This window comes from Aequorivita sp. H23M31 (genome assembly GCF_004022485.1).
In the GTDB taxonomy this organism is placed as follows: domain Bacteria; phylum Bacteroidota; class Bacteroidia; order Flavobacteriales; family Flavobacteriaceae; genus Aequorivita; species Aequorivita ciconiae.
Map to the genome: position 1 here is coordinate 2,673,151 of NZ_CP034951.1, position 24,360 is coordinate 2,697,510.

Here is a 24,360-nt window from a genome sequence, read left to right on the forward strand (position 1 = left end):
TTCAGACCCGAAAGGTCTCAAAGATCTTTCGGGTCAATTGATTTAGTAGTTCGGATTTCAATCCTATCGAAAAATACCAATTCACTATCCCAAAGTATGTTAGTAAAATGATAAAGTTGGGATTAAATACATAACAGGTCTTTGGAACTTTGAACCTTTGAAGTAAATTTGCATCCTCAATGCAGAAAACATTTGCTAATTCGCTCTATTCCCAGTCTCCAAAAACCCGGAAACTGCAGGAAGCTATTTTTCAATTTCAAAAAGAAGAAAAACAAGGGCTTCGACAAGCTCAGACTGACAACAGTCTTCAACAGGCTCAGACTGACAAAAAAAGACCAACTGAGATTTCAGTTTCGGGTCTTATTGGTTCTTCTCTTTCAATGGTCTTGGCAGAGACTTTTAAACCTGAATCTTCCTCTGCTGAATTGCCATTTCTGCTAATTTTAAATGATAAGGAAGAAGCTGCCTACCATTTAAATGATCTGGAAAATCTTTTGGGAGATAAAAATGTACTGTTTTATCCAGGAAGTTATCGCAGACCTTACCAAATAGAGGAAACAGACAACGCGAACATTCTTTTGCGAAGTGAAGTTTTAAATCGAATAAACTCCCGTAAAAAACCAGCTTTCATCGTTACATATCCTGAGGCCTTATTTGAGAAAGTGGTCACTCGGAAAGAGCTAGAACGTAATACCCTAAAAATCGGTGTTAACGATAATCTTTCTATCGATTTCGTAAACGAGGTTTTATTTGAATACCGGTTTAAACGCACCGATTTTGTTACAGAACCCGGTGAATTTTCTGTTCGGGGAGGAATTCTGGACGTATTTAGTTTCAGCAATGACGAACCGTTCAGGATTGAATTCTTCGGTGATGAAGTGGATAGCATCCGCACCTTTGATGTGGAAACCCAGCTTTCCCTTGAGCAAAAGAAAAAGATTACCATTATTCCCAACATCGAGAATAAAATAATTGATGAAAGCCGGGAATCCTTCTTTAAATATATAGCAGCGAAGACAGTTATTTTTATCAAAAATGAAGATTTCTTTCTGGATGCTATCGACGGTCTCTACAAGAAAGCAACAGACGCTTTCGAAGCATTGGATCCAATTATAAAACGCGCAAAACCTTCGGAATTGTTTTGTACCGGGGATATGCTTCAGAAGCAACTAGAAGATTTCACCACAGTCTCGCTCAATTCAAAAGGAAACAGAAATTTAAAAGAGGTTTCGACTGCGCTCAACCTGACAAAGGTCGAAACTCCCCTCCCTGGGGGAGGGGCTGGGGGTGGGACTTCGATTTCGTTTTCAATCCGTCCTCAACCCTCCTTCAACCGGCAATTCAATTTGTTGATCGATAATTTAAACGACAACACGGAGAAAGGCTATAAAAATTATATTTTCTGTAGTAGCGAACAACAGGCAAAACGCTTTCGCGATATTTTTAGGGATTCCGATAAAAATGTGGAGCAGTTCGAAACCATTGTTTTCCCGATATATCAAGGATTTATTGATGACGATTTAAAGGTGGTCTGCTATACGGATCATCAGATTTTTGAGCGCTACCACAAATTCTCCTTAAAGAATGGCTATGCCAAAAAACAGGCGATTACCATTAAGGAGATATCCAATTTGGAAGTTGGAGATTATGTCACCCACATAGATCACGGAATTGGAAAATTCGGCGGACTTCAAAAAATCGAAGTGGAAGGAAAAATGCAGGAAGCCATCAAACTTTTTTATGGCGATCGGGATATTCTTTACGTCAGCATTCATTCGCTCCACAAGATTTCTAAATACAATGGCAAGGATGGTCGAGAGCCCAAGATCTACAAACTCGGAAGTGACGCTTGGAAAAAACTAAAGGCAAAGACTAAGTCCCGGGTCAAAGAGATAGCTTTCAACTTGATCGAACTTTACGCCAAACGGCGGACTTTAAAAGGTTTCGCATTCGATCCTGACAGCTATTTGCAGGCCGAATTGGAATCGTCATTTATTTATGAAGACACGCCCGATCAAAGTACAGCTACAGAAGATGTAAAACGGGATATGGAAAACGAGCGTCCTATGGATCGTTTGGTGTGTGGGGATGTTGGTTTTGGAAAAACGGAAGTTGCCATCCGCGCAGCATTTAAAGCCGTGGATAGCGGTAAGCAAGTTGCGGTTTTGGTTCCAACAACTATTTTGGCTTTTCAACATTATAAAACATTTTCTGAGCGTCTTTCCGATATGCCGGTGAAAGTGGATTATCTCAACCGTTTCCGCACAGCAAAGGAAAGACGCGCTGTTTTGGAGGGGTTAAAAGATGGCAAACTCGATATCGTAATCGGAACGCATCAATTGGTAAATAAATCCGTCGAATTTAAAGATTTGGGTCTTTTAGTAATTGACGAGGAGCAGAAGTTCGGTGTTGCGGTTAAGGATAAACTGAAAACTATCAAGGAAAATGTCGATACACTGACTTTAACCGCCACACCTATTCCAAGGACATTGCAATTCAGTTTAATGGCAGCGCGGGATCTTTCGGTAATTACAACGCCGCCTCCAAATAGATATCCTGTAGAAACACACGTGATCCGGTTTTCTGAGGAAGCTATTCGCGATGCCATTAGTTATGAGATTGAAAGGGGAGGACAAATTTTCTTTGTGCACAACCGAATAGAGAATATTACAGAAGTGGCTGGATTAATCCAACGTTTGGTTCCTGACGCTAAAGTAGGAATCGGCCACGGACAGATGGATGGAAAAAAACTTGAGGATTTGATGCTCCGGTTTATGAACAATGAATTTGATGTCCTTGTTTCTACTACAATTATTGAGAGCGGGCTTGACGTTCCCAATGCCAATACAATTTTCATCAACAATGCGAATAACTTCGGACTTTCAGATTTACATCAAATGAGAGGCCGTGTGGGCCGAAGCAATAAAAAGGCTTTCTGTTATTTTATCACACCAGATTATTCTGTGATGACCGACGAAGCCAGAAAGCGAATCACCGCATTGGAACAATTTTCAGAATTGGGAAGCGGAATAAATATCGCGATGAAGGATTTAGAAATCCGTGGTGCGGGAGATTTGCTCGGAGGTGAACAAAGCGGATTTATTAATGAAATAGGGTTTGAAACATATCAAAAAATCCTTGCGGAAGCGATTGATGAATTAAAGGAAAAGGAATTTAAGGATTTGTATGAGGATGTCTCCTCGTCGGAGTCTATCCGGAGCGGAGCCGAAGGGCGGACTTACGTTAAGGAAACAACAATTGATACTGATTTTGAACTTCTTTTTCCGGATGATTATGTTAATAATATTACCGAACGTCTAAATCTCTACACCAAACTGAATGAGCTAAAAAATGAGGAGGAGCTTGAGAAATTCAGAAAGGAATTGCTGGATCGTTTTGGAGAATTGCCAAAACAAGCTGAGGATCTTCTTAATAGTATTCGAATAAAGTGGATCGCAATTTCGATGGGACTCGAACGCGTTGTGATGAAACACAAAAAGATGGTTGGATATTTTGTAACAGACCAACAAAGTGCATTTTATCAAAGCCCTTCTTTTACTAAAGTTTTGCAATACGTTCAGACCCATCCACAAAAAGTTACAATGAAAGAAAAACAGACCAGAAATGGCTTGAAATTACTTTTGACTTTCGAAGGCGTTAATTCTGTGGATAAAGCGCTACAGGTTTTGGAGCCTTTTTCAATTTAAATAAGCATTTCGTTTTGTATATTGGATGAATGTCGATGATACACAATCTTACCATTGAGCAATTAGCCGAGGCTTTTCAAAAATTAAGTATTTCTGAAAGGGCCAAACTGGTCGATCTTCTTCCTGAAAATTGGTTTGAAAATTCTAATGAATTATCAGAAATTCAGAAACAAGCTTTGGATTATGCTTCAGAAAAAGAAGACGAAGGAAGAGCGGTTTTTCACACTTGGGAAGATGTTGAAAATTACGTGAAAAATAGAACGTAATGGGGAACTATCGAATTTCGATAGAAGAAGATGCCAAATTCGACATTGCCGATGGATAGGATTGGTATCTAAAAATCTCCTGAAAAGTTAGTAACTCCTTTCTCGATCATATAAAACATACAATTAACTATTTAGAAGAAAATCCATTTCTTTTTCAAATTGTTTACAAAGATTATCGACAAGTTCCTGTCAAAAAGTTTCCTTTCGTTATTTTATACAAAACTGATTTAGATACGGTAAAAGTATACCGTGTTTTTCCAATGAATATGAATCCTTCGGGAAAATTCAAAATTATTAGAAAATAGAATTATTCCTTTGATTTCAACAAATGTCGGGCAAATGTCGGGTGAAAATCCCTTGAAAATATTGCCTTATATTTACTGTCATCGTACTATTGCTTTATCAAATCACAGATTATGCAACAACCAGAACTTGGACAGAAAATCCTGGCACTTCGTAGGCAAAAGGGACTCACGCAGGAAGAACTTGTGGACTTATGTAATATTAACGTAAGAACTATTCAACGGATTGAAGCGGGCGAGGTCACGCCAAGAAGTTTTACTCTAAAAACCATTTTGAATGTATTGGGAGAGGATCTGGAAAATCTGAGAGGACCAGAATCCCCAGCAGTTGAAAATTTTAATTTTGAAGCAATAAATTTTTCAGCTTTCTATATCAAACTTGCGTGGATATGTGGTTTGATTTATTTTCTAATTGGGTTTGTTGAGTTCGCCGTGGATTATACCCGATTTTATGAAAATGAACTCATCATATCCAACGGAGCGTACATCAGCATGAAATTCATTACGATGATAACCTATATTTATTTTCTATGGGGTTTTGTTTTGAGTGGAAAATTATTCAATAATTATTTAATGAAAATCGGTGCTTTCTTCCTAATTGGCACTACTATTTTGTTTCACGGTTATGATATGATTTCCTTGTACTTCCAACCGTTTTATATTGAATATACATTGGCTGTTCAATCCATTTTCTGCGGAATTGGATCTGTTATTTTCGGGGCTGCAATAATGAGATTGCTTAAGCCTATGGGAAAAATATCTGAAATTGCTGGTGGATTGGAAATAGCAAGTGGGGTTCTCCTTATTTTGGTTTTTTTGGCATGGCTCGGCCTTATCTTTTTAATCCCAAGTATGCTTTTACAAATTATTCTGCTTTACAAAATCGAAGAGTTTGTGAAAAAGGAAACCGCTGCTTCACCATCGTATTAAGAAATTTGTGAAACCTAGAGCCCTCGATAAAAGAATGATAACTTTGCATTTTCAATTCTTTGATTATGCTCAAAAAGTTACTATTTCTACTACTTCTTAGTCCTTTGATTGTCTCTTGTCAAAACTCCCTTTCAGGTGAATTTTCTCCCTCCAAAGATTATGACTTCGTTATTCTTTATCGTTTGACGCCAACTGGAAAAATTTACACAACGAATACCAAAGTAGTTAATGGAGGTTTTAAGATAGAATTGAATTCTTCGATTTCAAAAGGTAATTATAGACTGGTTTACAATTTGCCCGAGGAATCGCACTTCTTCGATATTATCTATGATGGGAAATCGGCTATCAGCTTCACATTTTCTGAAAAGTCAGGAGTGGTTTTTAGTGATGAACAAAATAGAATGCTATCTGAGTATTTAAAAAAAATGGATTCCATTGAAAAGGAACTCGATTCTGAATTGATGAGTGAAAATCCAAAAGAAAAGGAAATAAGAAACTTTTTAAAGAGCCAGATAGACCTTCAGAATAAAGCGGAGAAAGATTCAAAGGATTCATTTGCTTCTCTATTTATTAAAGCAAACAAACCTTTTATTCCTAATAAGTTCAAGAATAGAAATATTTATTATGCCGAAAAGAAGAGCAATTATTTTAAAAATTTTGATTTTGAAAATGAGCAGCTGCAAAGTTCTTCCTTTCCATTAAAAAAGATAACTTCATATTATAACGAGTTTATCGCGGCTCAAGGTCCTTCATTCTACCGTTCGCTTATAAATGACATTTATTTTGAACTTCGAAATTGTGATACCGAGTTTCAAAAAACCGTCTTGGCGAATTTTTGGCAAGTTTTGGTTGACAACAATAAACACAATGCCGCCAACTATTTAGCTGAAAATTATCTTATTGAATTGGCCAACTCGGCCAACGATCCCGTTTTGGCCAAAAAAATTGAATTGTTTAAATCCCTTTCAATGGGAGCGAAAGCACCGGATTTTTCTTGGCAAGATGAAGACGGCAAAGAAAAAACGCTCTATACAACGGAAGGATCGGAATATTATATCTTGGCGTTTTGGAGTTCGGAATGTTCCCATTGTATGGAACAAATGCCGGTGTTGGATGAAAAAATGAAAAGCATTTCAGATCAGAAAATAAAAGTAATCGCCATTGGATTGGAAATGGATGAACAGCATTGGAAAGAAACAATTCCCAACCTTTCCCAATTTATTCACCTTATGAAAATCGGAGAAGATCGCGCAAGTATTACCTTAAAATACAATATCACCGGCACACCTACTTTCATTGTTCTGGATAAGGATAAAAAAATTATCGCCAAACCACGGGGTGAAAAAAGTCTATTTGGGATTATCGATCAATTGGAGGCTTATAAGAAATAGGATTTTATAATTTACAGGGAGATTCCCGCCGAAGTTTATCCTGAGCCGCAGCCGAAGGGCGGGAATTCAAAAATGGTAAAAGGCATTTATAAAATGCTCCACACTTTCTGTTTTCTGGTTTTTTAATACGGCGATTATGTCAAAACGTACTTCTACGTCCAGTTCATTTGAAACGACATATTCATTCGCGGCTTTCACCAAATTCTTGATTTTTCCAGGTGTGACAAAACTTTGCGGATCGCCGAAAAAATCGCTGTTACGGGTTTTTACTTCTACAATAACAACTGTCTCTTCTTCTTTTTGGGCAATGATATCTAATTCGGCTTTATCAAAAAAGAAATTTCGGCACAGGATTTTATAGCCGTGTTTCATCAAATATTGGGCGGCAATTTCCTCTCCTATTTTCCCGAGTTCGTTGTGAGAAGCCATTTTTAAAATGAGTAGGTATTTATTTTAAAATTTCAAGTAACCGTTTCGAATCAGAAGTTATAAAGGTCTTAATACTTTCAATGTTCTGCTCCAATAGTTTCAAAATAGAATGGGTAGTCAAATTTCCCGTATGTAACCAAATGATTTTAGGAGGGATTCATTGACTAAAGCGAAATCCACGAAATCGGAATCAAAAGTTACGATAGTATATTGATTTTCTTTGGCAAATTTAAAGATTAAGTTATCCGAGGCGTTCGTTAAACCTTCAAATCGAATGCGCGAAGAAGAAGGAAAATGAGGAGTGATCCTTCTTAAAACTCTTGGCGAGATATTCTGGTCAAATAAAAGTTTCAATATAGTAAGGCGTGTTTATATTCTTTATCTGCCGCAAAATGTAGACAGGCTTGAATCATTTCCTCAGAGGCTTCATCAAAATCCGTCATTATTTCCTGTTTGGTCATCCCATTAGCCAACCAATTTAAAACATCATAAACAGAAATTCGTGTTCCCTTGAGGCAAGGCTTTCCAAATCGTTTATCTGCCCGTATTTCGATATAATCTCTATAATTCATAAAGTAAATATACCCCTTTTTTGTGGTTTGCAGGGAGTTGTAGATTATTATTGTAATGATTGATTTACAATCTCTGACTCTAAAAATTGAAGGTAGACTTTTGAAGACTGTACTCTAAAATCCACTTTCCTTCCCATTATAAGAGCCCGATTATCCGGCAAATGGCCAGCTGGAAAATCAAAACAGACTGGGTAATCATATTCTTTCACCGCATCAAAAACTATTTCCTCTGCACTTTTTCCAAAGGGAATAATATTATCGTGCATTTCAGTCATTCCTCCAACAATCAAACCTGCAAGATTTGAAAGCATTCCGTTACGTTTCAAATTCATCATCATTCGGTCTATATGATAGAGATATTCATCTAAATCTTCAATAAAAAGAATTTTTCCATCCGTATTTATCGCTGAATTACTTCCGCAAAGTGAATACAAAATAGATAAGTTTCCACCAACTAGTTCGCCCTTCCCCATTCCGAGCCGCGCGAAGGAATCTGTTGATTTAACACTCCCAATCTGCGAATGTGGTGATTTACCACACAGTGGTTTCTCAATCAAAACCGAATATGCTTCACCAAACAAAACCTTCCTTATAGATTCCGCAGTTTTCTTAGGTTTAGTTTCTATTCCCAATAATATTTGGGCGTGCAAGGTTTCAACTCCAAGATTGTGAATATGTGAATGCAAAACAGTTACATCGCTATATCCAATAATCCATTTAGGTGATTTTTTAAACGCGGTAAAATCCAATTTGTCAATTATCCGAACTGTTCCATAGCCACCTTTTGCGCACCAAATAGCTTTAATTTCTGGATTGTCCAGCATCTCCTGAAAATCGGCAATTCGCAAGGCATCACTCCCTGCATATTGGTTTTCTTCAGCATCTATAGATTTTCCCCAAACGATTTTAATTCCCCATTTTTCCACAAAATTCTTGGAAGTTTCCAGTTCTTTCCTTGTAATTCTTCTTGCTGTGGAAACTATTCCAACTAAGTCTCCTTTCTTTAAATTCGGGGGTGAAATCATTATTTTAAAAATTTCCTTAAAGATAGATATCTTCAGGGTTTATTAAAACGGCTTCTTCTATTTTACTTCTGAAAACCGTACATTTGCACTCTAATTTTTTTTTATGGAAACACCTGAAAATTCCGCTTCTGTCACTCCTTCCGCGACAGCAAATAGATATACCATTACTGCCGCTCTGCCATATACAAATGGTCCTGTACACATAGGTCATTTAGCTGGCGTGTATGTCCCTGCAGATATCTATGCGCGCTACCAACGTCTGCAAAATAAGGATGTAGCCTTTATCTGCGGAAGTGATGAGCACGGTGTTCCCATCACTATCAAAGCAAAAAAAGAAGGTATTACACCGCAACAAGTGGTGGATAAGTACCATAAGTTGATAAAGGATAGTTTTGCGGAATTCGGCATATCCTTCGATAATTATTCGCGCACCTCGGCAGAAATTCATCATAAAACGGCTTCGGAGTTTTTCAGGAAATTGTATGATGATGGAAAGTTTGTAGAGGAAACCACAGAGCAATTATTTGATGAAGAAGCCAATCAGTTTTTGGCAGATCGTTACATCGTTGGTACTTGTCCAAAATGTGGTTATGAGGAAGCGTATGGCGACCAATGTGAAAAATGTGGAACGAGCCTAAACGCCACGGATTTGATAAATCCAAGAAGTGTGATTTCAGGGAATAAGCCTGTGATGAAGGAAACCAAGCATTGGTTCTTGCCATTGAATGAATATGAAGACTTTTTAAAGGATTGGATTTTGGTGAACCATAAAAAAGATTGGAAAACCAATGTTTATGGACAATGTAAAAGCTGGATTGACGATGGTTTACGACCCCGTGCAGTAACTCGCGATCTGGATTGGGGAATCCCGGTGCCGGTTGAAGGCGCGGAGGGAAAAGTGCTCTACGTGTGGTTTGATGCACCAATAGGTTATATTTCTTCTACAAAAGAGTGGGCAGAGCGTGAAGGAAAAAATTGGGAGGATTATTGGAAGGATGAGGATACCAAACTGCTGCATTTCATCGGAAAAGACAACATCGTTTTTCACTGTATCATTTTTCCATCCATGCTTGCTGCCGAAGGAAGTTATATTTTCCCGAACAATGTTCCGGCCAACGAATTCTTGAATCTTGAAGGAAATAAAATTTCAACCAGTAAAAATTGGGCGGTCTGGTTGCACGAATACCTGGAGGATTTCCCAAATCAACAAGATGTGTTGCGCTACGTTCTTACGGCGAACGCTCCTGAAACCAAGGACAATGACTTTACCTGGGCCGATTTTCAAGCAAGAAACAACAACGAATTGGTCGCCATTCTAGGGAATTTCATCAACCGAGTTATGGTTTTGACGGATAAATATTACGATGGAATCGTTCCAGAACCCGGAGAATTTTCTGAAGTTGACGAACAGACTTTAAAAGAAATGAAAGCCTATCCCGATGTAATTGCAAGCTCTTTGGAGCGCTACAGATTTCGCGAAGCACAGGCAGAAATGATGAATCTGGCACGATTGGGGAACAAATATCTCGCCGATGAAGAACCGTGGAAAACCATTAAAACCGACGAAGCGCGTACGAAAACGGTAATGTATGTAGCTCTTCAGATTTCTACTGCCTTGGCTGTTTTGAGTGAACCGTTTTTGCCATTTACTTCAGAAAAATTAAAAAACATGCTCAATGTTACCCTGAGCCCTTCGACTGCGCTCGGGACAGGCTCAGTCGAAGGGTCTTTGGGGTGGAACGACATTTCCTCAAAATCAGATTTACTAAAACCTGGACATAAAGTTGGAAAAGCCGCACTTCTTTTCAGCAAAATAGAGGACGAACAGGTTGAAGCACAATTAAACAAATTGAAACAGACTAAAATGGATAATACAGTAAGTAATCAAGAAAATAATTCTACGGAAGAACCTAAAGTAACACCACAAAAAGAAACAATTCAATACGAGGATTTCGCAAAACTCGATATGCGCGTGGGAACAATAATAGAAGCCGAAAAAATGCCGAAAGCGGATAAACTTCTGGTGTTGAAAATCGATACCGGTCTGGACGTTCGAACCATCGTTTCAGGTATTGCAGAGAGTTTTACTGCTGAAGAAGTTATTGGAAAAAAAGTGACTGTATTGGCAAACTTAGCTCCAAGAAAACTTCGTGGCGTGGAAAGTCAAGGAATGATATTGATGACCGAAGATGCTGATGGAAAATTGGTTTTTATGAATCCTGACACTTCGACTCCGCTCAGTGCGAGTAGTGTTGATAATGGGGCAACCATAAACTAAGAATCCACCATTTCATGAGATTTATTATTCTATTTTTCCTATTTGGACTTACAATTTCTTTGGAAGCCCAAGAAAAAGTCACGGACATAAGTGGGAGTTTTGGCAAGCTCAAAAACTCCTTTAACATTCAGGACTCCAACACTGGAAACTTTGCCATTTTTCTTGAAGGCAATAACCAGACGTTCGCAATTCTGTACAACAAGGAGTTTACCGAATTAGGGCGTTTGGCCGTTCCTACTCTTTCTTCAAAATTTAAATCCATTATTGGATATCAATTTGAGGACAAGAAATTGACCTTGTTGATGAATACTCTCAATGGCAGAAGTTACGGGTTTACAACATTTAATTTCCAAACGGGAATGAGAACTTCCAAAGAAATTGACTTTAAGGTTAAAGGTGAACGTGTTCTGGATGCCGTAACCTATAAGAATGTTATCTATCTATTGACCTTGCCCTCTTCCTCTTCTCAAATTAATATTTACAGCTTTAAGAATCTTGAGGAGCCCATTTTAACTGAAGTGGAATTCCCAAAGGAAACACTTTTAGACCGACGGGACAGACCTAGAAAGCTTTATGACATCACAAAAGATTCTCCATTTAGTTCTGTTGAAGAAGATGTGCCCAATTCGCTGGAGGTAGCTTCAGGGAAATTTAAACTATACCAAAAAGATGAAAATATAACACTCACTTTGGACAGTGCAAATGAATTTACCTATTTACTGAAAATCAATCTTGAAAATTTTGAAAAATCCGTGACCCGTTTTGAAAAACCGACTACTGATGGTTTCAAAATGGGTTTAAGAACAAATAGTTTTATTGATAATGGCAAACTTTTTCAGTTGGTTGCCAATTCAAGTATTCTAAAACTTCGTGTTTTTGATTTAGCTTCGGAAGCGATTATCAAGGAATATTCCTTGACCGATAGTGATGAACTTTTCTTTAAAAATACACCCATCGTCTTTAAAGGAGGAGATTTTCAATCATACAGAGAGCTTGAAACGACCAATCAATTTCTCCGTAAAATCTCTACTGGCGATATTGGACTATCGGTTTATAGGGAAAATGGAATCTATCAAATAACAATGGGCAGTGCAGCCGAAAAGGATGGTGGATTAATTTTAGTGGGAGGTGCTTTGGGTGGCGTTGTTGGCGTTCTTATAGTTTCTTCCATAAACCAGTTAACGACTAGCTATTCACTATATAAAAACACAAAGTCGGTAAGAATAACGGGACTGTTCAAGGAAGACTTAAGTCATATTAAAGATGATGTTCCCTCAAATCCTTTTGATACTATAAAAAGTTTTCTTGAAGAAAATAGTGGTCAGGCTGAGACTATATTCAAACTGAACAATCAGTATTTCTGTGGTTTTTTCAATAAAAAGGACGAAGTTTATAGCCTTTATAAATTTTAAAGTTACAGATTGATGACACGTGGAATTCTTCTTTTATTAATTTTTTGGAACCTTTCTGCACTTGCACAAACCACCTTATTAAAAATTCCCAACGACTTAAGTAAGAAGGGTTATTCTGTTGACAATGCCTATGCGGTTGTAAATAATGAAAACGACACATTTGCAACATTTTTAACCAACGAGAATTCTATTAATGCCTATTTGACCAAGGAGTTTACTGATCCAGAGGATCCCGCTGATATTACCCGGCCTGGAAAGAAGTGGTCTCGATGAAAATTGACGGAACTTCCAAGCTAAAGAATAAGGAAAGCTTCAATTTTCTCAATACAGAAACGAAGGATTTGGCGATGATTTTGATGGATAAAAAGACCGTGGTCGCTAATCTATTCGATAAAGATTTCGAATTAAAAAGCACTCTGGTATTTGATTCTCCCAAGCACGACAATATATTAGGCTATAAGATTATTGGTAATACCTATCAGATTTTATTATCAAATAATTCCAAGAAAAGGTTTTCTATAGTCAATATTAACTTCGATTCTAAACGCGCTTCCACAGACGATTTCAAATTCGATTTTGGCGATGAAAAATATCTTGGAAGTATTCACTACAACAATCAATTGTATGTTTTATCCGCAAATAGGCGGAACGATTTTATTATTAGAGAATTGGCAGATAAAGGCTTTTCAACTATAAAAACCATACCCGTCAACAGTAAAGAGAGCAACGAAAAGCTTTTAACGTTTCCCAAGGCACAGGCTTTCGCCAGCATACAACCCAATTTAACCCTGATTGATAATCGCGTGCCAAATTCAATAGAACAAACAGCTTCCGAAAACAAACTTTACCAAAAGGATAACTTCCTTTATCTAAGTACGGAAGACGAAGAAGGCCGACAGACCGTTCTATATAAAATTGATTTGGAAGACTTGACTTTAAGCGAATCCTCCTATGAATATCCAAAAGGAAAAATCGGCAACTTTAAAAATTACAATTCTTTTATTTTGGACGATCATATATTCCAGTTGGGCAGTAGTAAAGAGGAGTTGAAAGTCCACATTAAAAACTTTGATAACGAAATTATAAACGAATTTTATATTGAAATAGATAAGCCCATCGATTTTATAAATTCCCCCATTTTTCAAGAGGGAGGTTTTCTTTCTTTTAAGGACAAACGTGAATTAGAGGATATCTCCAAATTTTTGCGAAAGGTTTCTGTGGACAAAATTGGTATTACAGGATATAAAGATGGAGAATTATATCATTTTACCATTGGTGGTTTTCGGGAAGTTGTCGGCGGTGGCGGAATGGTTATGCCGAGCGGTGGATATGTGGTTTCTGGCGGAGGAGTCCCAAGCATTAACTATTCCTATAATCCAACTTATATTGCCTATACTTCATATAGTACTGCAAATGCCACTTTTTTCAACACTCACTTCGATGCCGATTTCAATTACGCTTCATTTGAAGGAAGTGAAAATGTTTTTGATAAGATTAAGGCATTTAAAAAGACCATTAAATTTGATACTGCGGAAGATGTTTTCATCCAGGAAGGAAAATTATACCTATCCTCTTACGACTCGTGGGATAAAATCTTTAAGATCGTTGAAATGTAATTATGCAAGATTCTCTAATTTCTTTTATTACTTCCCAAAGCCAACTTCCTAAAAAAAGTGTGGAAAACACTGTCAAACTTTTAAATGAAGACGCCACTATTCCCTTTATTTCCCGGTATAGAAAAGAATTGACCGGAAATCTGGATGAGGTTCAGATTGGGGAAATAGTAAAGTTGAAAGAGCAATTTGAAACGCTAGAAAAGCGTAAAGTTGCTATTTTGAAATCTTTGGAAGAACAAAGTGTTTTGACGGAAGAACTTCAGAGAAAAATAGAAGAAGCAACCGAATTAATTACTCTGGAAGACCTCTACCTCCCATTTAAAAAAAAGCGAAAAACAAAAGCCGATACCGCTCGGGAAAATGGATTGGAACCCTTGGCAAAAATAATAATGAGCCAATCCCGAAACCTCGGAGATTCTGAAATTTCTTCACTTGCAATGAAGTATGTGAACGGAGAAATAAATTCCGAAGAAGAAGCTTTAGAGGGTGCACGCCACATTATAGCTGAATGGATAAACGAGCGAACGGACATTCGGAATATGCTTCGTCGGGAATTGGAACGTCATTCCGTTATTTCAACTAAAGTTGTCAAGAAAATGGAGGATGAGGAAAAAGCTCAAAAATTCAAGGATTACTTTGATTGGACTGAATCTTTGAGCAGAATTCCGTCCCATAGATTTTTGGCAATACTTCGAGCCACTTCCGAAGGATTTATCCGCCAGAAAATAGAGATTGATGGTGAAAAAGCCCTTTCTCATATTGAAGAAAGAGTTGTAAAATCCAATGACGCTGCTTCAAAACAAATAAAACTGGCCATAGAAGATAGTTATAAACGATTATTATTTCCCGCACTTTCAAATGAAACGTTGGCCGCAGCAAAGGAAAAAGCAGATGAAACAGCCATCAATGTTTTTACCAATAACCTAAAACAATTATTGCTCGGTTCTCCTTTGGGTGAAAAACGTGTTCTTGCCATTGATCCCGGATTTCGATCTGGTTGTAAAGTGGTTTGTCTCGATGCCCAAGGAGGATTGTTGCACAATGAAACTATTTTTCCGCACCCACCAAAGAGTGACACTATTGGAGCTATGCGAAAAATAAGTTCCCTTGCCGATGCCTATAAAATTGAGGCTATTGCAATCGGGAACGGAACAGCTTCCAGAGAAACGGAACAGTTTATAAAACGAATTCACTTTAAAAATCCACCACAGGTTTTTGTGGTGAGCGAGGCTGGAGCTTCCATTTATTCCGCATCCAAAATTGCACGGGATGAATTTCCAAATTATGACGTTACCGTAAGGGGTGCGGTTTCTATTGGACGCCGATTGCAGGATCCATTGGCAGAATTGGTCAAGATTGATGCAAAATCAATCGGAGTTGGGCAATACCAACACGACGTAGATCAGACAAAACTTCAAAAGTCATTGGATAATACAGTAGAACTCTGCGTGAATTCTGTAGGGACTAACATAAATACCGCCAGTATTCCATTACTGAGCTATGTATCGGGAATCGGACCAAAACTAGCAGAGAATATTGTCAACTATCGAGAAGAAAACGGAGCATTTACTTCACGTTCTGAAATCAAAAAAGTTCCCCGATTGGGCGAAAAGGCTTTTGAGCAAGCCGCTGGATTTCTTAGGATAAGGAATGGAAAAAATCCTTTGGATAATTCTTCCGTACATCCAGAAAGCTATTCGGTAGTTTCAAAAATGGCCAGAGATGAAGGTGTGGAAATGGAAAAATTGATTGGCAACAAGGCACTTCTTCAGAAGATAAAATTAGAGAAATATATTTCTGAAAAAATTGGACTCCCAACTCTAAAAGATATAATTACTGAACTTGAAAAACCAGGTTTGGATGTGCGAGAAGAAGCTAAGGTTTTTACTTTTAATCAGAATGTCAAATCCATAAGAGATTTAAGAGAAGGTCAATTGCTTCCTGGAATTGTAAATAACATCACCAACTTTGGCTGTTTTGTGGATATCGGTATAAAGGAAAGCGGCTTAATTCACGTTTCCAATCTGGCAGATTCATTTGTAAAGGATGTAAATGAACATGTGCATTTGCACCAACAGATTGTAGTAAAAGTTTTGGATGTGGATGTGGATAGAAAACGGATTCAGTTGAAGTTGCATAAGCTCAATGGAGACTAGCTCATAACGGAAAGCTTTCTTCAAATATTTGGGTCTATCACCAACGCGGAAAAGAGAGAAAAAAAACAGCTATTATTAAAGAAAATACCACTCATTTTTAAGCTTTTGGTGGTTTTGATAGCGTAATAGGAGTTCGAAATAAATTGATTGGCTGTCTTCCAGAAATAATTAAAACTTATCAGAAAAACAATTTAGGTTGTTACACCAAAGGCAATTCTTATCCAATACAAAATTGGTAAATTCCATAAACCGTCATACTGTTCCAATTTACATTGGTAATACTTAGGGTTGTCGACAGCAACGAAAATTGAAAAGGAACCTATATAAAAGATAATACTCTATTAATTAAAAGCATTTTCTATTTTTGAGACAGTCATTAATGCAATGGAACAAAATCGAATATTAATTTCACAAGGCAATCGCCCATGGTGGCAGATTATCGTTGCTGCACTATTCTATACGGCAATGATTGCGTGTCTTTATCATTATTTTATAGAGATTAGCCTTAGGGCATCTCCAAGGATAATTCGGCGTTCTACGGTTTATCTACAACTTGCTATTTTCTTTTTTGCTGGAGGGTTTAGTTTCTCCGTGGTGAAGGATTATTATTTTGACATTAAAAAAAGGAAATATAAAATCCAATTCTGCGTAGGACCGGTTAAGATGGGGATTTGGAAAAAGTTCCGCAATCTTAATTATATTTCAGTTTTTAGAAATGGTCGTAATATTTATGAGGTAAATCTTTGGTACGATAGGAACCGACACTTTAACCTTATGGCTGCTAGCGAAGCCACCACAGCACTTTTAATGGGCAAACAATTAGCAGAAAAGCTCGATATCGATTTACTCGACGCTACTTTTCCCCATAATTCAAAATGGGTGGACAAAAACCCCTAAAATTGTATTAACTTTCCATTACAGCTCTAGATAGATTCGTAATTTTACCTTAATCTAAATATTATGCAGCTACAGAAAATAGATAGGGTAAAAACCATTACCAAAGAAGATTTTCTAAATAAGTATTTCAAGCCCCAAAAACCTCTCGTAATTGAAAATTCCATGGAGGATTGGCCAGCATTTAATAAATGGAACCTGGATTATATGGCCGAAGTTGCTGGGGAAAAGGACGTCCCCCTATATGATAATAGACCGGTAAGCCATAAGGATGGTTTTAATGAGCCCCACGCAACCATGAAAATGAGGGAATATGTGGCACTGCTCAAAAAAGAACCCACGAAATACCGAATTTTTCTTTGGAATATTTTAAAGGAAGTCCCCCAGCTACAAAATGACTTCTTCTATCCTGATTTTGGTCTAAAATTGATGAAAGGGTTGCCCATGCTTTTTTTTGGTGGAGAAGATTCTTATACATTTATGCATTACGATATAGATCTGGCCAATATATTTCATTTTCATTTTCATGGTAAAAAGAGGGTTATTCTGTTCGATCAAAATCAAAACGATTATTTATATAAAATCCCCCATTCTCTTATCACTAGGGAAGATATAGATTTCAATAATCCAGATTATGACCAATGGCCGGCCTTGAAAAAAGCAGAGGGTTATGAGGCTTACTTGGAACATGGCAATATGCTTTATATGCCCGAGGGATATTGGCACTACATGCGCTATGTTACCCCTGGATTTTCAATGAGCTTGCGAGCCATCGCAAGAAACCCTACAAACCTTGCCAAAGCAGTTTACAATATTGCCATTATGCGATATTTGGATCAGGCTATGCGAAAAATGAAGGGTCAAAAATGGATCGATTGGAAAAATGATCAGGCGGTCATTCGCACCAACCGAGCGCTTTAATTCAAAAGAAATTTTTATCTTTCTGAAAATTTTTTTGAGATGAAAACCCTCCTTACGCTACTGGCAATTCTTTCTTTACAACTCTCCTTTGCACAAGCATATCATGGCAAGGGAGATGTAAAATTTCAGGTGGGTACTAACCTTCAAGATAATGGTGCCGGAATAATGGCCAGCTTAGACTTTGGCCTTGGGGAAAATATATCGGTAGGTGTTGCATCGGTCTATCTTTTAGGAGTTCAGAAAGTCACAAATGAGGATGGGAAGGAAGTTCCCTTTGCCCCTTTTAAGGATCGTTTTGATTTAAAGGCCCGCTTTAATGCCAATCTAGGAAATGTGCTAAATATTGATGACAACTTTGATGTCTACCCAGGTCTATATGTAAGTTTAAAAAACTTTGGAGCCCATTTGGGTGCCCGCTATTTCTTTTCCCAGGGTTTCGGGCTTTTTACAGAACTGAATCTTCCAATTTCCAAATACAATACTGGCACACTCACCCAAGCAGAGAAATTGCACAATCAGTTTTCTGCAAACGTTGGAGTTTCCTTTTGTATATAGTAGATTCTTAATACGATAGAAGATGAAAAATATAAAACTCAAATCCTTCGCAAATGGCGATATAAACTTAAAAGAGAACTCGGTTGAAATCAATGACAACAGTAGCAGAATGAATAAAACCCTCTTTATAATATATCCCTTTCTATTTTTGATTTTCGGAATTTACCAGATCTACTCTGGAATTGTATCCGAAAGAGAGATTCAGATGATTTTGAGGATAATATCTGGAATTCTGTTGATTTCACTTCCTGCCATGCTATATCATTCAAATTTTGTCAGAACAAATAAAAAAGAAATTGAACTGACAGAAATTAAGAATGTTAAAATGAAAAAGCTATTTGGAGGGATTTTGGTTGACTTTAAATTAAAAGACAATTCTACCAGAAGAGTTTATAATATAAAGAATATATCCGATTGGAATATGATAAAGAATTATATGGCTGAAAGGAATATCGTTTGTTTGAATTAGAAGTCCCCGCTGGCGTAAGTTTGCAGCTCATGCCAAAACCAATGGCCATATAAAAAACTCCGTTCGCGCGAGTTTGTTCCTGGCACCTTACCCAAAAATTCCAAAGACCTTGCAATTGATTCAATATTGGTGTAAATTTGCACCAAAGAAATATATAATGACAAGGCAAAGTATATCCTTCACAAAACCAAATGATGAATGGTTAAAGAGTCAGGTTGATAGCAATGAATACGCTAGCAAAAGTGAACTCGTCAACGATTTAATTAGACAGGCAAGAAACCAGCAAGCCCAGATTAATTGGATTAAAGCAAAATTAGAGACCGCGGAGAATAATGGTTTCACCAATGAGAGCAAGGAAGAAATTTTAGCACAATCGAAGTCATTGCTCAATGGCTAATTACAGATTAAGTAATACTGCTAAAGAAGATTTAATACGAATTCATCATTACGGAGTACGCAAATTTGGAATTGATCAAGCAGACAAATACTATAATTCCTTTTTTGAATATTTTGAAGTTATTGCCCAAAACCCGTATTCATTTCAATCGGTCGATTTTATAAAAGAGGGCTACAGACGTTGTGTATGTGGTTCGGATAGTATTTATTATAGAATAAATAATAACCTAGTTGAAATAATGGCTATTATTGGAAGACAAGATGTAAACAATTTACTTTAATTTTCAAATCTCCTTAACCTTCCCATAAACCAAATCACTCTCCCACCCACGGTAAAAAAGATAATCTGCTAGTTTTTTTCTTTTCTTCTGAAGATCTTTTTCAGAAATTAATTGGTCCATTCGTTTTTCCGCTAGCTCTTCGAAGGTTTTGTAGTATTCTGAATCCGGTATTTCTTTTAAGGCAATCTGAATATTGAATTTTGAGATTTCCCTAATTTTCAACTCATTTACAATTCGTTGTTTCCCCCATTTTTTGGCCCTAAATTTTCCTCGTGCAAAAGCTTGAGCGAATCGTGTTTCATTTAAAAAATTGTGTTGCAGCAAATGATGGATTATCTGATCTCTAGCTTGTGGAATCATTCGCATTTCATAGAGTTTTTGGTTCACCTCCTTATGGCAACGTTCCTGATAGGTGCAGTAGCGTTCCATCCTTTTTGTTGCCTCTTCTACGGTGTATGTTTTGCGGGTGTTCAAACTTTTATATATAAATTGACAATTTAGGAAAATTACCCCTTCCGTCTAAACAATATTTCAGCTTTAAAGCTGAAAAATTTTTTGCGCCACCTTCCCTTTGATTGCTTCGTGCCTAGCAAGGGGAAAGAACACTTTTTAAAATTAACTTTCGTATAACCGAAGCTCCCCTCCCTCTGGGAGGGGCCGGGGGTGGGACAGAGGTGGGGTGGGACCAAAAAAAACCCCTTTAGAAGAAATCCTCTAAAGGGGCTGAAGTTATTTGATCAACTCTCCGTCCTTGTCGTGAAAGTGATACTCTAGATAAGTATAGGCATCTCGCGGTTGGATCTTTACCCACTTCTTATGCTCCAAAAACCATTTGGTACGCACGGAAGGGAATCCTTTTGTCAGAAATGCGGCTATAAAAGGATGTGTATTCAAGGTAATCTTTTTATAGTCCTTTGTGAAAAGGCGTTTCACCTCTTCATTAATTCTATTAATAACGATAATTGGAGCTTCAATTTCCCCATCGATCACATTACTTGGATCTTCTTCACGGGTCTTGATGTTCATCTCCGGTCTAACTCGTTGACGGGTTATCTGTATCAACCCAAATTTACTTGGAGGAAGAATTTTGTGTTTTGCTCGATCATCCTTCATCTCTTCACGAAGGTGATTGTAGAGCTGCTTGCGGTGATTGGTGTTGGCCAAATCGATAAAATCCACCACAATAATTCCTCCCATATCGCGCAATCGTAGCTGTCTTGCCACCTCGGTGGCTGCAATCATATTCACTTCGAGAGCAGTGCCCTCCTGTGTTTTTTGTTTGTTGCTTCTGTTACCGCTGTTCACATCTATTACGTGCATTGCTTCGGTATGTTCAATTACCAAATAAGCTCCTTTGCTTCCTGATACGGTTTTTCCGAACGAAGTTTTGATCTGTCTGTCAATGCCGAATTTCTCAAACATTGGCACATTCGAATCATAGAACTTGACGATATTGTCTTTTTTTGGTGCAATTTCCTGCACATAATCTTTTATTTGCAAGTATAGGGTTTCATCGTCTATATGTATTGCTGAGAAGGAATCGTTAAACATATCACGGATGATAGAGGCTCCCCTGTTTAGCTCGCTTAGCACCTTCGATGGGTGGTGCGCCCCTTGAAGCTTCTTACACATCGCTGTCCAGCGCTCCATAAGATTCTCTAAGTCTTTGTCCAGTTCTGCTACTTTTTTGCCCTCGGCAACGGTGCGTATAATTACACCGAATCCTTTAGGTTTAATGCTTGTTATCAAGCGCTTAAGCCTATCTTTTTCTTCATTGGATTCTATTTTTTGGGAAACGGAAACACGGTCTGAAAATGGCACCAACACAATATACCTCCCAGCTATAGAAAGCTCGGAGCTTAAACGTGGGCCTTTTGTGGAAATGGGTTCCTTTACTATCTGCACAAGGATTGACTGATTTGTTTTCAGGGCATCGTTTAGATTCCCATTTTTATCAATCTCCTTTTCAAACGGAAAATCTTTTAAGGAATAATCCTTTAATTTTCCGCTGGTTACGCCTTTAATAAATTTTAAAAGAGAAAGCACTTTTGGGCCGAGATCGTGATAGTGTAAAAAACCATCTTTCTCATAACCTACATTGACGAAGGCGGCGTTTAGGCCAGGAACAGTTTTGCGGATTTTGGCTAAAAATATGTCGCCTACCGTAAACTTGTTGTCATCTTCTTCTTTGTGCAATTCAATTAATCTCCCATCCTTTAATAGGGCAAAATCAACTGCCTGTGAACCGGACCTTATAAATAATTCGTAGTTCACGTTACATTAATTTTTGATTAAACAATATATTTTTTAACAGGTCTTAAATTTAAGAGCCCGGCGAAATCGCTGGGTAACCACAAGGTTATCCATATAATTCCATTGTCAAAGAACGATTTTGTATTTATATTCCTAGCAGAAGGTAAATCTTATCTGCTGGGAACACTTTAAAACAGAAAAAGTAGTCGGAAAACTACTTTTTCTTATGGCGGTTCGCGCGACGTCTTTTCTTGCGCTTGTGAGTCGCTACCTTATGTCTTTTTCTTTTTTTACCACTTGGCATAGTGTAATTGTTATTAAAGTCTTTTTCACATCCAACCAATGGCTTTTTGCGAATGGGACCAGGTTATTATTATTTTACGTCCACGTTTGTCTTAACGCCTTCTACGAAAACTTTCGCAGGTTTGAAGGCTGGAATATTGTGGGCTGGAATTTTAATTGTAGTATTTTTAGAAATATTTCTTCCCGTTTTCTCAGCTCTTGTTTTAATGATAAAACTGCCGAAACCACGTAAGTAAACGTTATCTCCACCCTCTAAGGAATTCTTCACTTCATCCATAAATGTTTCTATGGTAGCTTGAACTTCATTTTTTTCCATTCCTAGCTTCTCTGAAATTTTAGCTACGATATCTGCTTTCGTCATTACTTATAAATTTATGATTATTGTCTTTTAAATAGATTTTTTTAGAGACGGCAAATATAAGAATTTTAAAATCAATAATTCAAAGCATAATCCTTTAAAATTAAAAGGAATATGGATTACTTTCGTGGAATGCCGAAAACATATGCCTTTTTTGACACTCTTCTCATTACTTGGTATTTACGCCATAAACGCGAACTTCCTTGGAGAGCCACTAAAGATCCCTATAAAATATGGTTGTCCGAAATAATGCTCCAACAAACCAGGGTTGTCCAGGGCCTTCCTTATTATTTAAAATTTATTGAGGCATATCCTACGGTGAAAGATTTAGCAGAAGCACCCGAGTCCGATGTTTTAAAGCTTTGGCAAGGCCTTGGCTACTATTCACGCGCTAGAAATCTTCACGCCACCGCCAAAATGGTCTCTAATGAAATGAACGGAATTTTTCCCAAAACCTATAAGAATTTGCTGAAATTAAAAGGAGTGGGGGATTACACGGCAAGTGCCATCGCAAGTATTTGTTTTGATGAACCAGAAGCTGTAGTCGACGGAAATGTTTATCGGGTTATTTCTCGAATTTTCGGAATTAAAACACCCATAAATTCCACAAGTGGCCAAAAGAAATTTAAGGAACTAGCCCAAAATCTCATCGATAAAAATCAACCCGGGACTTATAACCAAGCAATTATGGAGTTTGGAGCACAATATTGCGTTCCCCAAAATCCAGATTGTGAGAATTGTATTTTCAAGAATATGTGTGCGGCGTTTCAAACCGAAACTGTATCTAACCTCCCTGTTAAGATAAAAGCCAAACCAGTGAAAAGGCGATATTTCAATTATTTGGTGATTCTTGCTAATAATGAAAGGACCATTCTACAACAACGGTTGGGAAAGGGGATATGGCATAAACTTTACGAATTTCCATTAATTGAAACTCTAGATGAGATCAATCTTAATGAATTAATAGCGCTACCCGAATTTCACAAACAAACTAAGGATTTGAATATTGAATCTGTTGTTCTTTATAATGAAAAGGCGGTAATTCATAAGCTTTCCCATCAACATTTAAACACTAGGTTTTGGATTGTAGAAACTTCTCATCTGAAGAAGCAGGCTGCGGTTGGAGAACATGATGTTTCAATATCCGAAATTGATAATTATGCAGTGCCCGTATTGATCGAAAATTTCGTTTCTGAATTTTTTGAAAATTATGGGTAGGCTGAATTTCCTGGGAGAATAGAAATCCTCCTATTTATTCATTCGTCTGAAATTCGAAGCGTAAAAATGAATATCTCTCTTAAAAGAAGAAAAAACCCACCTTATAAAGTCTTAAAATTCCGTATATTTAGAATCGTAAAAAGTATATTTGCAAAAACTTAAAGACTAACGATTATGAGCAATGGAACATTAAATAAGGTAATGTTGATTGGACGAACAGGAGACGATGTAAAAATGCATTATTTTGATGGTGGGAATTGTTTAGGTCGTTTTCCGCTTGCCACAAATGAAACTTACGTCAATAAATCCACCAACGAAAGAGTGACCAATACCGAGTGGCATAATATTGTGGTGAGAAATAAGGCTGCTGAAATTTGTGAGAAATATCTCAAGAAGGGAGATATGGTTTACATCGAGGGTCGGTTAAAAACGAGAAAATGGCAGGATGAAAATGGCCTGGACAGATATAGTACCGAAATCCAATGTTCGGAATTTACATTTCTATCTCCAAAAAGCGATAATCCTACTCCTGCAACAGAAACCCCCAGATCCGAACCTATTAATCAATCTGCCCCAAATATAAATGAGGAAGAGAACGACGATCTTCCTTTTTAACGTTTAACCTGCC

The 24,360-nt window shown here is 37.4% G+C and carries 25 protein-coding genes; 17 read left to right on the forward strand and 8 right to left on the reverse strand.

Annotated elements, in window-relative coordinates:
• Positions 1 to 179: 179 nt before the first annotated feature.
• The 4 genes from mfd to EI546_RS11825 all read left to right on the forward strand — a co-directional run bounded on the left by mfd (position 180) and on the right by EI546_RS11825 (position 6,596).
• Positions 180 to 3,707 (forward strand): transcription-repair coupling factor, encoded by a 3,528-nt coding sequence (mfd, locus tag EI546_RS11805; protein WP_128250726.1) that lies wholly within the window; start codon positions 180 to 182, stop codon positions 3,705 to 3,707.
• 29 nt (positions 3,708 to 3,736) lie between these two features.
• Positions 3,737 to 3,973 (forward strand): hypothetical protein, encoded by a 237-nt coding sequence (locus EI546_RS11810; RefSeq protein ID WP_128250727.1) that lies wholly within the window; start codon positions 3,737 to 3,739, stop codon positions 3,971 to 3,973.
• Between the two features lie 416 nt (positions 3,974 to 4,389).
• On the forward strand, positions 4,390 to 5,205 hold the full coding sequence (locus EI546_RS11820) for a helix-turn-helix domain-containing protein (protein WP_128250728.1): 816 nt from the start codon (positions 4,390 to 4,392) through the stop codon (positions 5,203 to 5,205).
• Positions 5,206 to 5,270: 65 nt separating this feature from the next.
• Complete coding sequence (locus EI546_RS11825) at positions 5,271 to 6,596, forward strand: TlpA family protein disulfide reductase (protein ID WP_128250729.1); 1,326 nt, start codon at positions 5,271 to 5,273, stop codon at positions 6,594 to 6,596.
• A 66-nt stretch (positions 6,597 to 6,662) separates the two neighbouring features.
• Here the strand turns inward: EI546_RS11825 and EI546_RS11830 are convergent, their stop codons facing one another.
• From EI546_RS11830 to EI546_RS11845, 5 genes are read right to left on the reverse strand one after another with little or no spacing between them, the layout of a single operon-like run.
• Entirely contained in the window at positions 6,663 to 7,025 is a 363-nt protein-coding gene (locus EI546_RS11830) for a YraN family protein (RefSeq protein ID WP_128250730.1), read from the reverse strand.
• Positions 7,026 to 7,044: 19 nt separating this feature from the next.
• Positions 7,045 to 7,146 carry a hypothetical protein gene (locus EI546_RS16765; RefSeq protein WP_410198308.1) on the reverse strand — a complete coding sequence of 34 codons (102 nt, stop codon included), beginning with the start codon at positions 7,144 to 7,146 and terminating at the stop codon, positions 7,045 to 7,047.
• A complete protein-coding gene (locus EI546_RS16770; RefSeq protein ID WP_205649736.1) occupies positions 7,143 to 7,379 on the reverse strand; it encodes a DUF5615 family PIN-like protein in 237 nt (78 codons plus the stop codon). Before EI546_RS16770 ends, EI546_RS16765 begins: the two co-directional genes overlap by 4 nt.
• Positions 7,376 to 7,597 (reverse strand): DUF433 domain-containing protein, encoded by a 222-nt coding sequence (locus EI546_RS11840; protein WP_128250731.1) that lies wholly within the window; start codon positions 7,595 to 7,597, stop codon positions 7,376 to 7,378. Before EI546_RS11840 ends, EI546_RS16770 begins: the two co-directional genes overlap by 4 nt.
• Positions 7,598 to 7,644: 47 nt before the next feature.
• Positions 7,645 to 8,622 carry a S66 peptidase family protein gene (locus EI546_RS11845; protein WP_128250732.1) on the reverse strand — a complete coding sequence of 326 codons (978 nt, stop codon included), beginning with the start codon at positions 8,620 to 8,622 and terminating at the stop codon, positions 7,645 to 7,647.
• Positions 8,623 to 8,725: 103 nt separating this feature from the next.
• On the opposite strand from EI546_RS11845, the gene metG reads away from it, so the two are divergent.
• The 11 genes from metG (at position 8,726) to EI546_RS11900 (ending at position 19,600) form a co-directional block, all read left to right on the forward strand.
• Positions 8,726 to 10,900, forward strand: a complete 2,175-nt coding sequence (metG, locus tag EI546_RS11850) for a methionine--tRNA ligase (RefSeq protein ID WP_128250733.1) — start codon at positions 8,726 to 8,728, stop codon at positions 10,898 to 10,900.
• 14 nt (positions 10,901 to 10,914) lie between these two features.
• Positions 10,915 to 12,312, forward strand: a complete 1,398-nt coding sequence (locus EI546_RS11855) for a hypothetical protein (protein ID WP_128250734.1) — start codon at positions 10,915 to 10,917, stop codon at positions 12,310 to 12,312.
• A 12-nt stretch (positions 12,313 to 12,324) separates the two neighbouring features.
• Positions 12,325 to 12,585, forward strand: a complete 261-nt coding sequence (locus EI546_RS11860; protein ID WP_128250735.1) for a hypothetical protein — start codon at positions 12,325 to 12,327, stop codon at positions 12,583 to 12,585.
• Positions 12,582 to 13,928 (forward strand): hypothetical protein, encoded by a 1,347-nt coding sequence (locus tag EI546_RS11865; RefSeq protein ID WP_128250736.1) that lies wholly within the window; start codon positions 12,582 to 12,584, stop codon positions 13,926 to 13,928. The genes EI546_RS11860 and EI546_RS11865 overlap by 4 nt, the downstream gene beginning before the upstream one ends.
• Before the next feature lie 2 nt (positions 13,929 to 13,930).
• Positions 13,931 to 16,084, forward strand: coding sequence for a Tex family protein (locus EI546_RS11870; RefSeq protein WP_128250737.1), 2,154 nt, complete (start codon positions 13,931 to 13,933; stop codon positions 16,082 to 16,084).
• Between the two features lie 384 nt (positions 16,085 to 16,468).
• The gene (locus EI546_RS11875; RefSeq protein ID WP_128250738.1) at positions 16,469 to 16,981 is read left to right on the forward strand and encodes a hypothetical protein; all 513 of its coding nucleotides are present in this window, start codon (positions 16,469 to 16,471) and stop codon (positions 16,979 to 16,981) included.
• A gap of 63 nt (positions 16,982 to 17,044) precedes the next feature.
• Positions 17,045 to 17,899: a cupin-like domain-containing protein gene (locus EI546_RS11880; protein ID WP_128250739.1), complete on the forward strand. Its 855-nt coding sequence runs from the start codon at positions 17,045 to 17,047 to the stop codon at positions 17,897 to 17,899.
• 39 nt (positions 17,900 to 17,938) lie between these two features.
• Positions 17,939 to 18,454 carry a DUF6646 family protein gene (locus EI546_RS11885; protein WP_128250740.1) on the forward strand — a complete coding sequence of 172 codons (516 nt, stop codon included), beginning with the start codon at positions 17,939 to 17,941 and terminating at the stop codon, positions 18,452 to 18,454.
• Between the two features lie 22 nt (positions 18,455 to 18,476).
• Positions 18,477 to 18,923: a hypothetical protein gene (locus tag EI546_RS11890; RefSeq protein ID WP_128250741.1), complete on the forward strand. Its 447-nt coding sequence runs from the start codon at positions 18,477 to 18,479 to the stop codon at positions 18,921 to 18,923.
• A gap of 157 nt (positions 18,924 to 19,080) precedes the next feature.
• Positions 19,081 to 19,320, forward strand: coding sequence for a ribbon-helix-helix domain-containing protein (locus tag EI546_RS11895; RefSeq protein ID WP_128250742.1), 240 nt, complete (start codon positions 19,081 to 19,083; stop codon positions 19,318 to 19,320).
• Positions 19,313 to 19,600, forward strand: a complete 288-nt coding sequence (locus EI546_RS11900; RefSeq protein WP_128250743.1) for a type II toxin-antitoxin system RelE/ParE family toxin — start codon at positions 19,313 to 19,315, stop codon at positions 19,598 to 19,600. Before EI546_RS11895 ends, EI546_RS11900 begins: the two co-directional genes overlap by 8 nt.
• A 3-nt stretch (positions 19,601 to 19,603) precedes the next feature.
• Here EI546_RS11900 and EI546_RS11905 read toward each other — a convergent pair whose 3' ends face one another.
• The 3 genes from EI546_RS11905 to EI546_RS11915 all read right to left on the reverse strand — a co-directional run bounded on the left by EI546_RS11905 (position 19,604) and on the right by EI546_RS11915 (position 22,517).
• Positions 19,604 to 20,074 carry a regulatory protein RecX gene (locus EI546_RS11905; RefSeq protein ID WP_128250744.1) on the reverse strand — a complete coding sequence of 157 codons (471 nt, stop codon included), beginning with the start codon at positions 20,072 to 20,074 and terminating at the stop codon, positions 19,604 to 19,606.
• A gap of 255 nt (positions 20,075 to 20,329) precedes the next feature.
• Positions 20,330 to 21,874 carry an Rne/Rng family ribonuclease gene (locus EI546_RS11910; RefSeq protein WP_128250745.1) on the reverse strand — a complete coding sequence of 515 codons (1,545 nt, stop codon included), beginning with the start codon at positions 21,872 to 21,874 and terminating at the stop codon, positions 20,330 to 20,332.
• Positions 21,875 to 22,226: 352 nt separating this feature from the next.
• Positions 22,227 to 22,517 (reverse strand): HU family DNA-binding protein, encoded by a 291-nt coding sequence (locus EI546_RS11915; RefSeq protein ID WP_128250746.1) that lies wholly within the window; start codon positions 22,515 to 22,517, stop codon positions 22,227 to 22,229.
• A gap of 111 nt (positions 22,518 to 22,628) precedes the next feature.
• Here EI546_RS11915 and mutY point away from each other — a divergent pair, with 111 nt between their 5' ends.
• A complete protein-coding gene (gene mutY, locus EI546_RS11920; RefSeq protein ID WP_240673107.1) occupies positions 22,629 to 23,732 on the forward strand; it encodes an A/G-specific adenine glycosylase in 1,104 nt (367 codons plus the stop codon).
• A gap of 174 nt (positions 23,733 to 23,906) precedes the next feature.
• A complete protein-coding gene (locus EI546_RS11925) occupies positions 23,907 to 24,347 on the forward strand; it encodes a single-stranded DNA-binding protein (protein WP_128250747.1) in 441 nt (146 codons plus the stop codon).
• Positions 24,348 to 24,360: the final 13 nt, after the last annotated feature.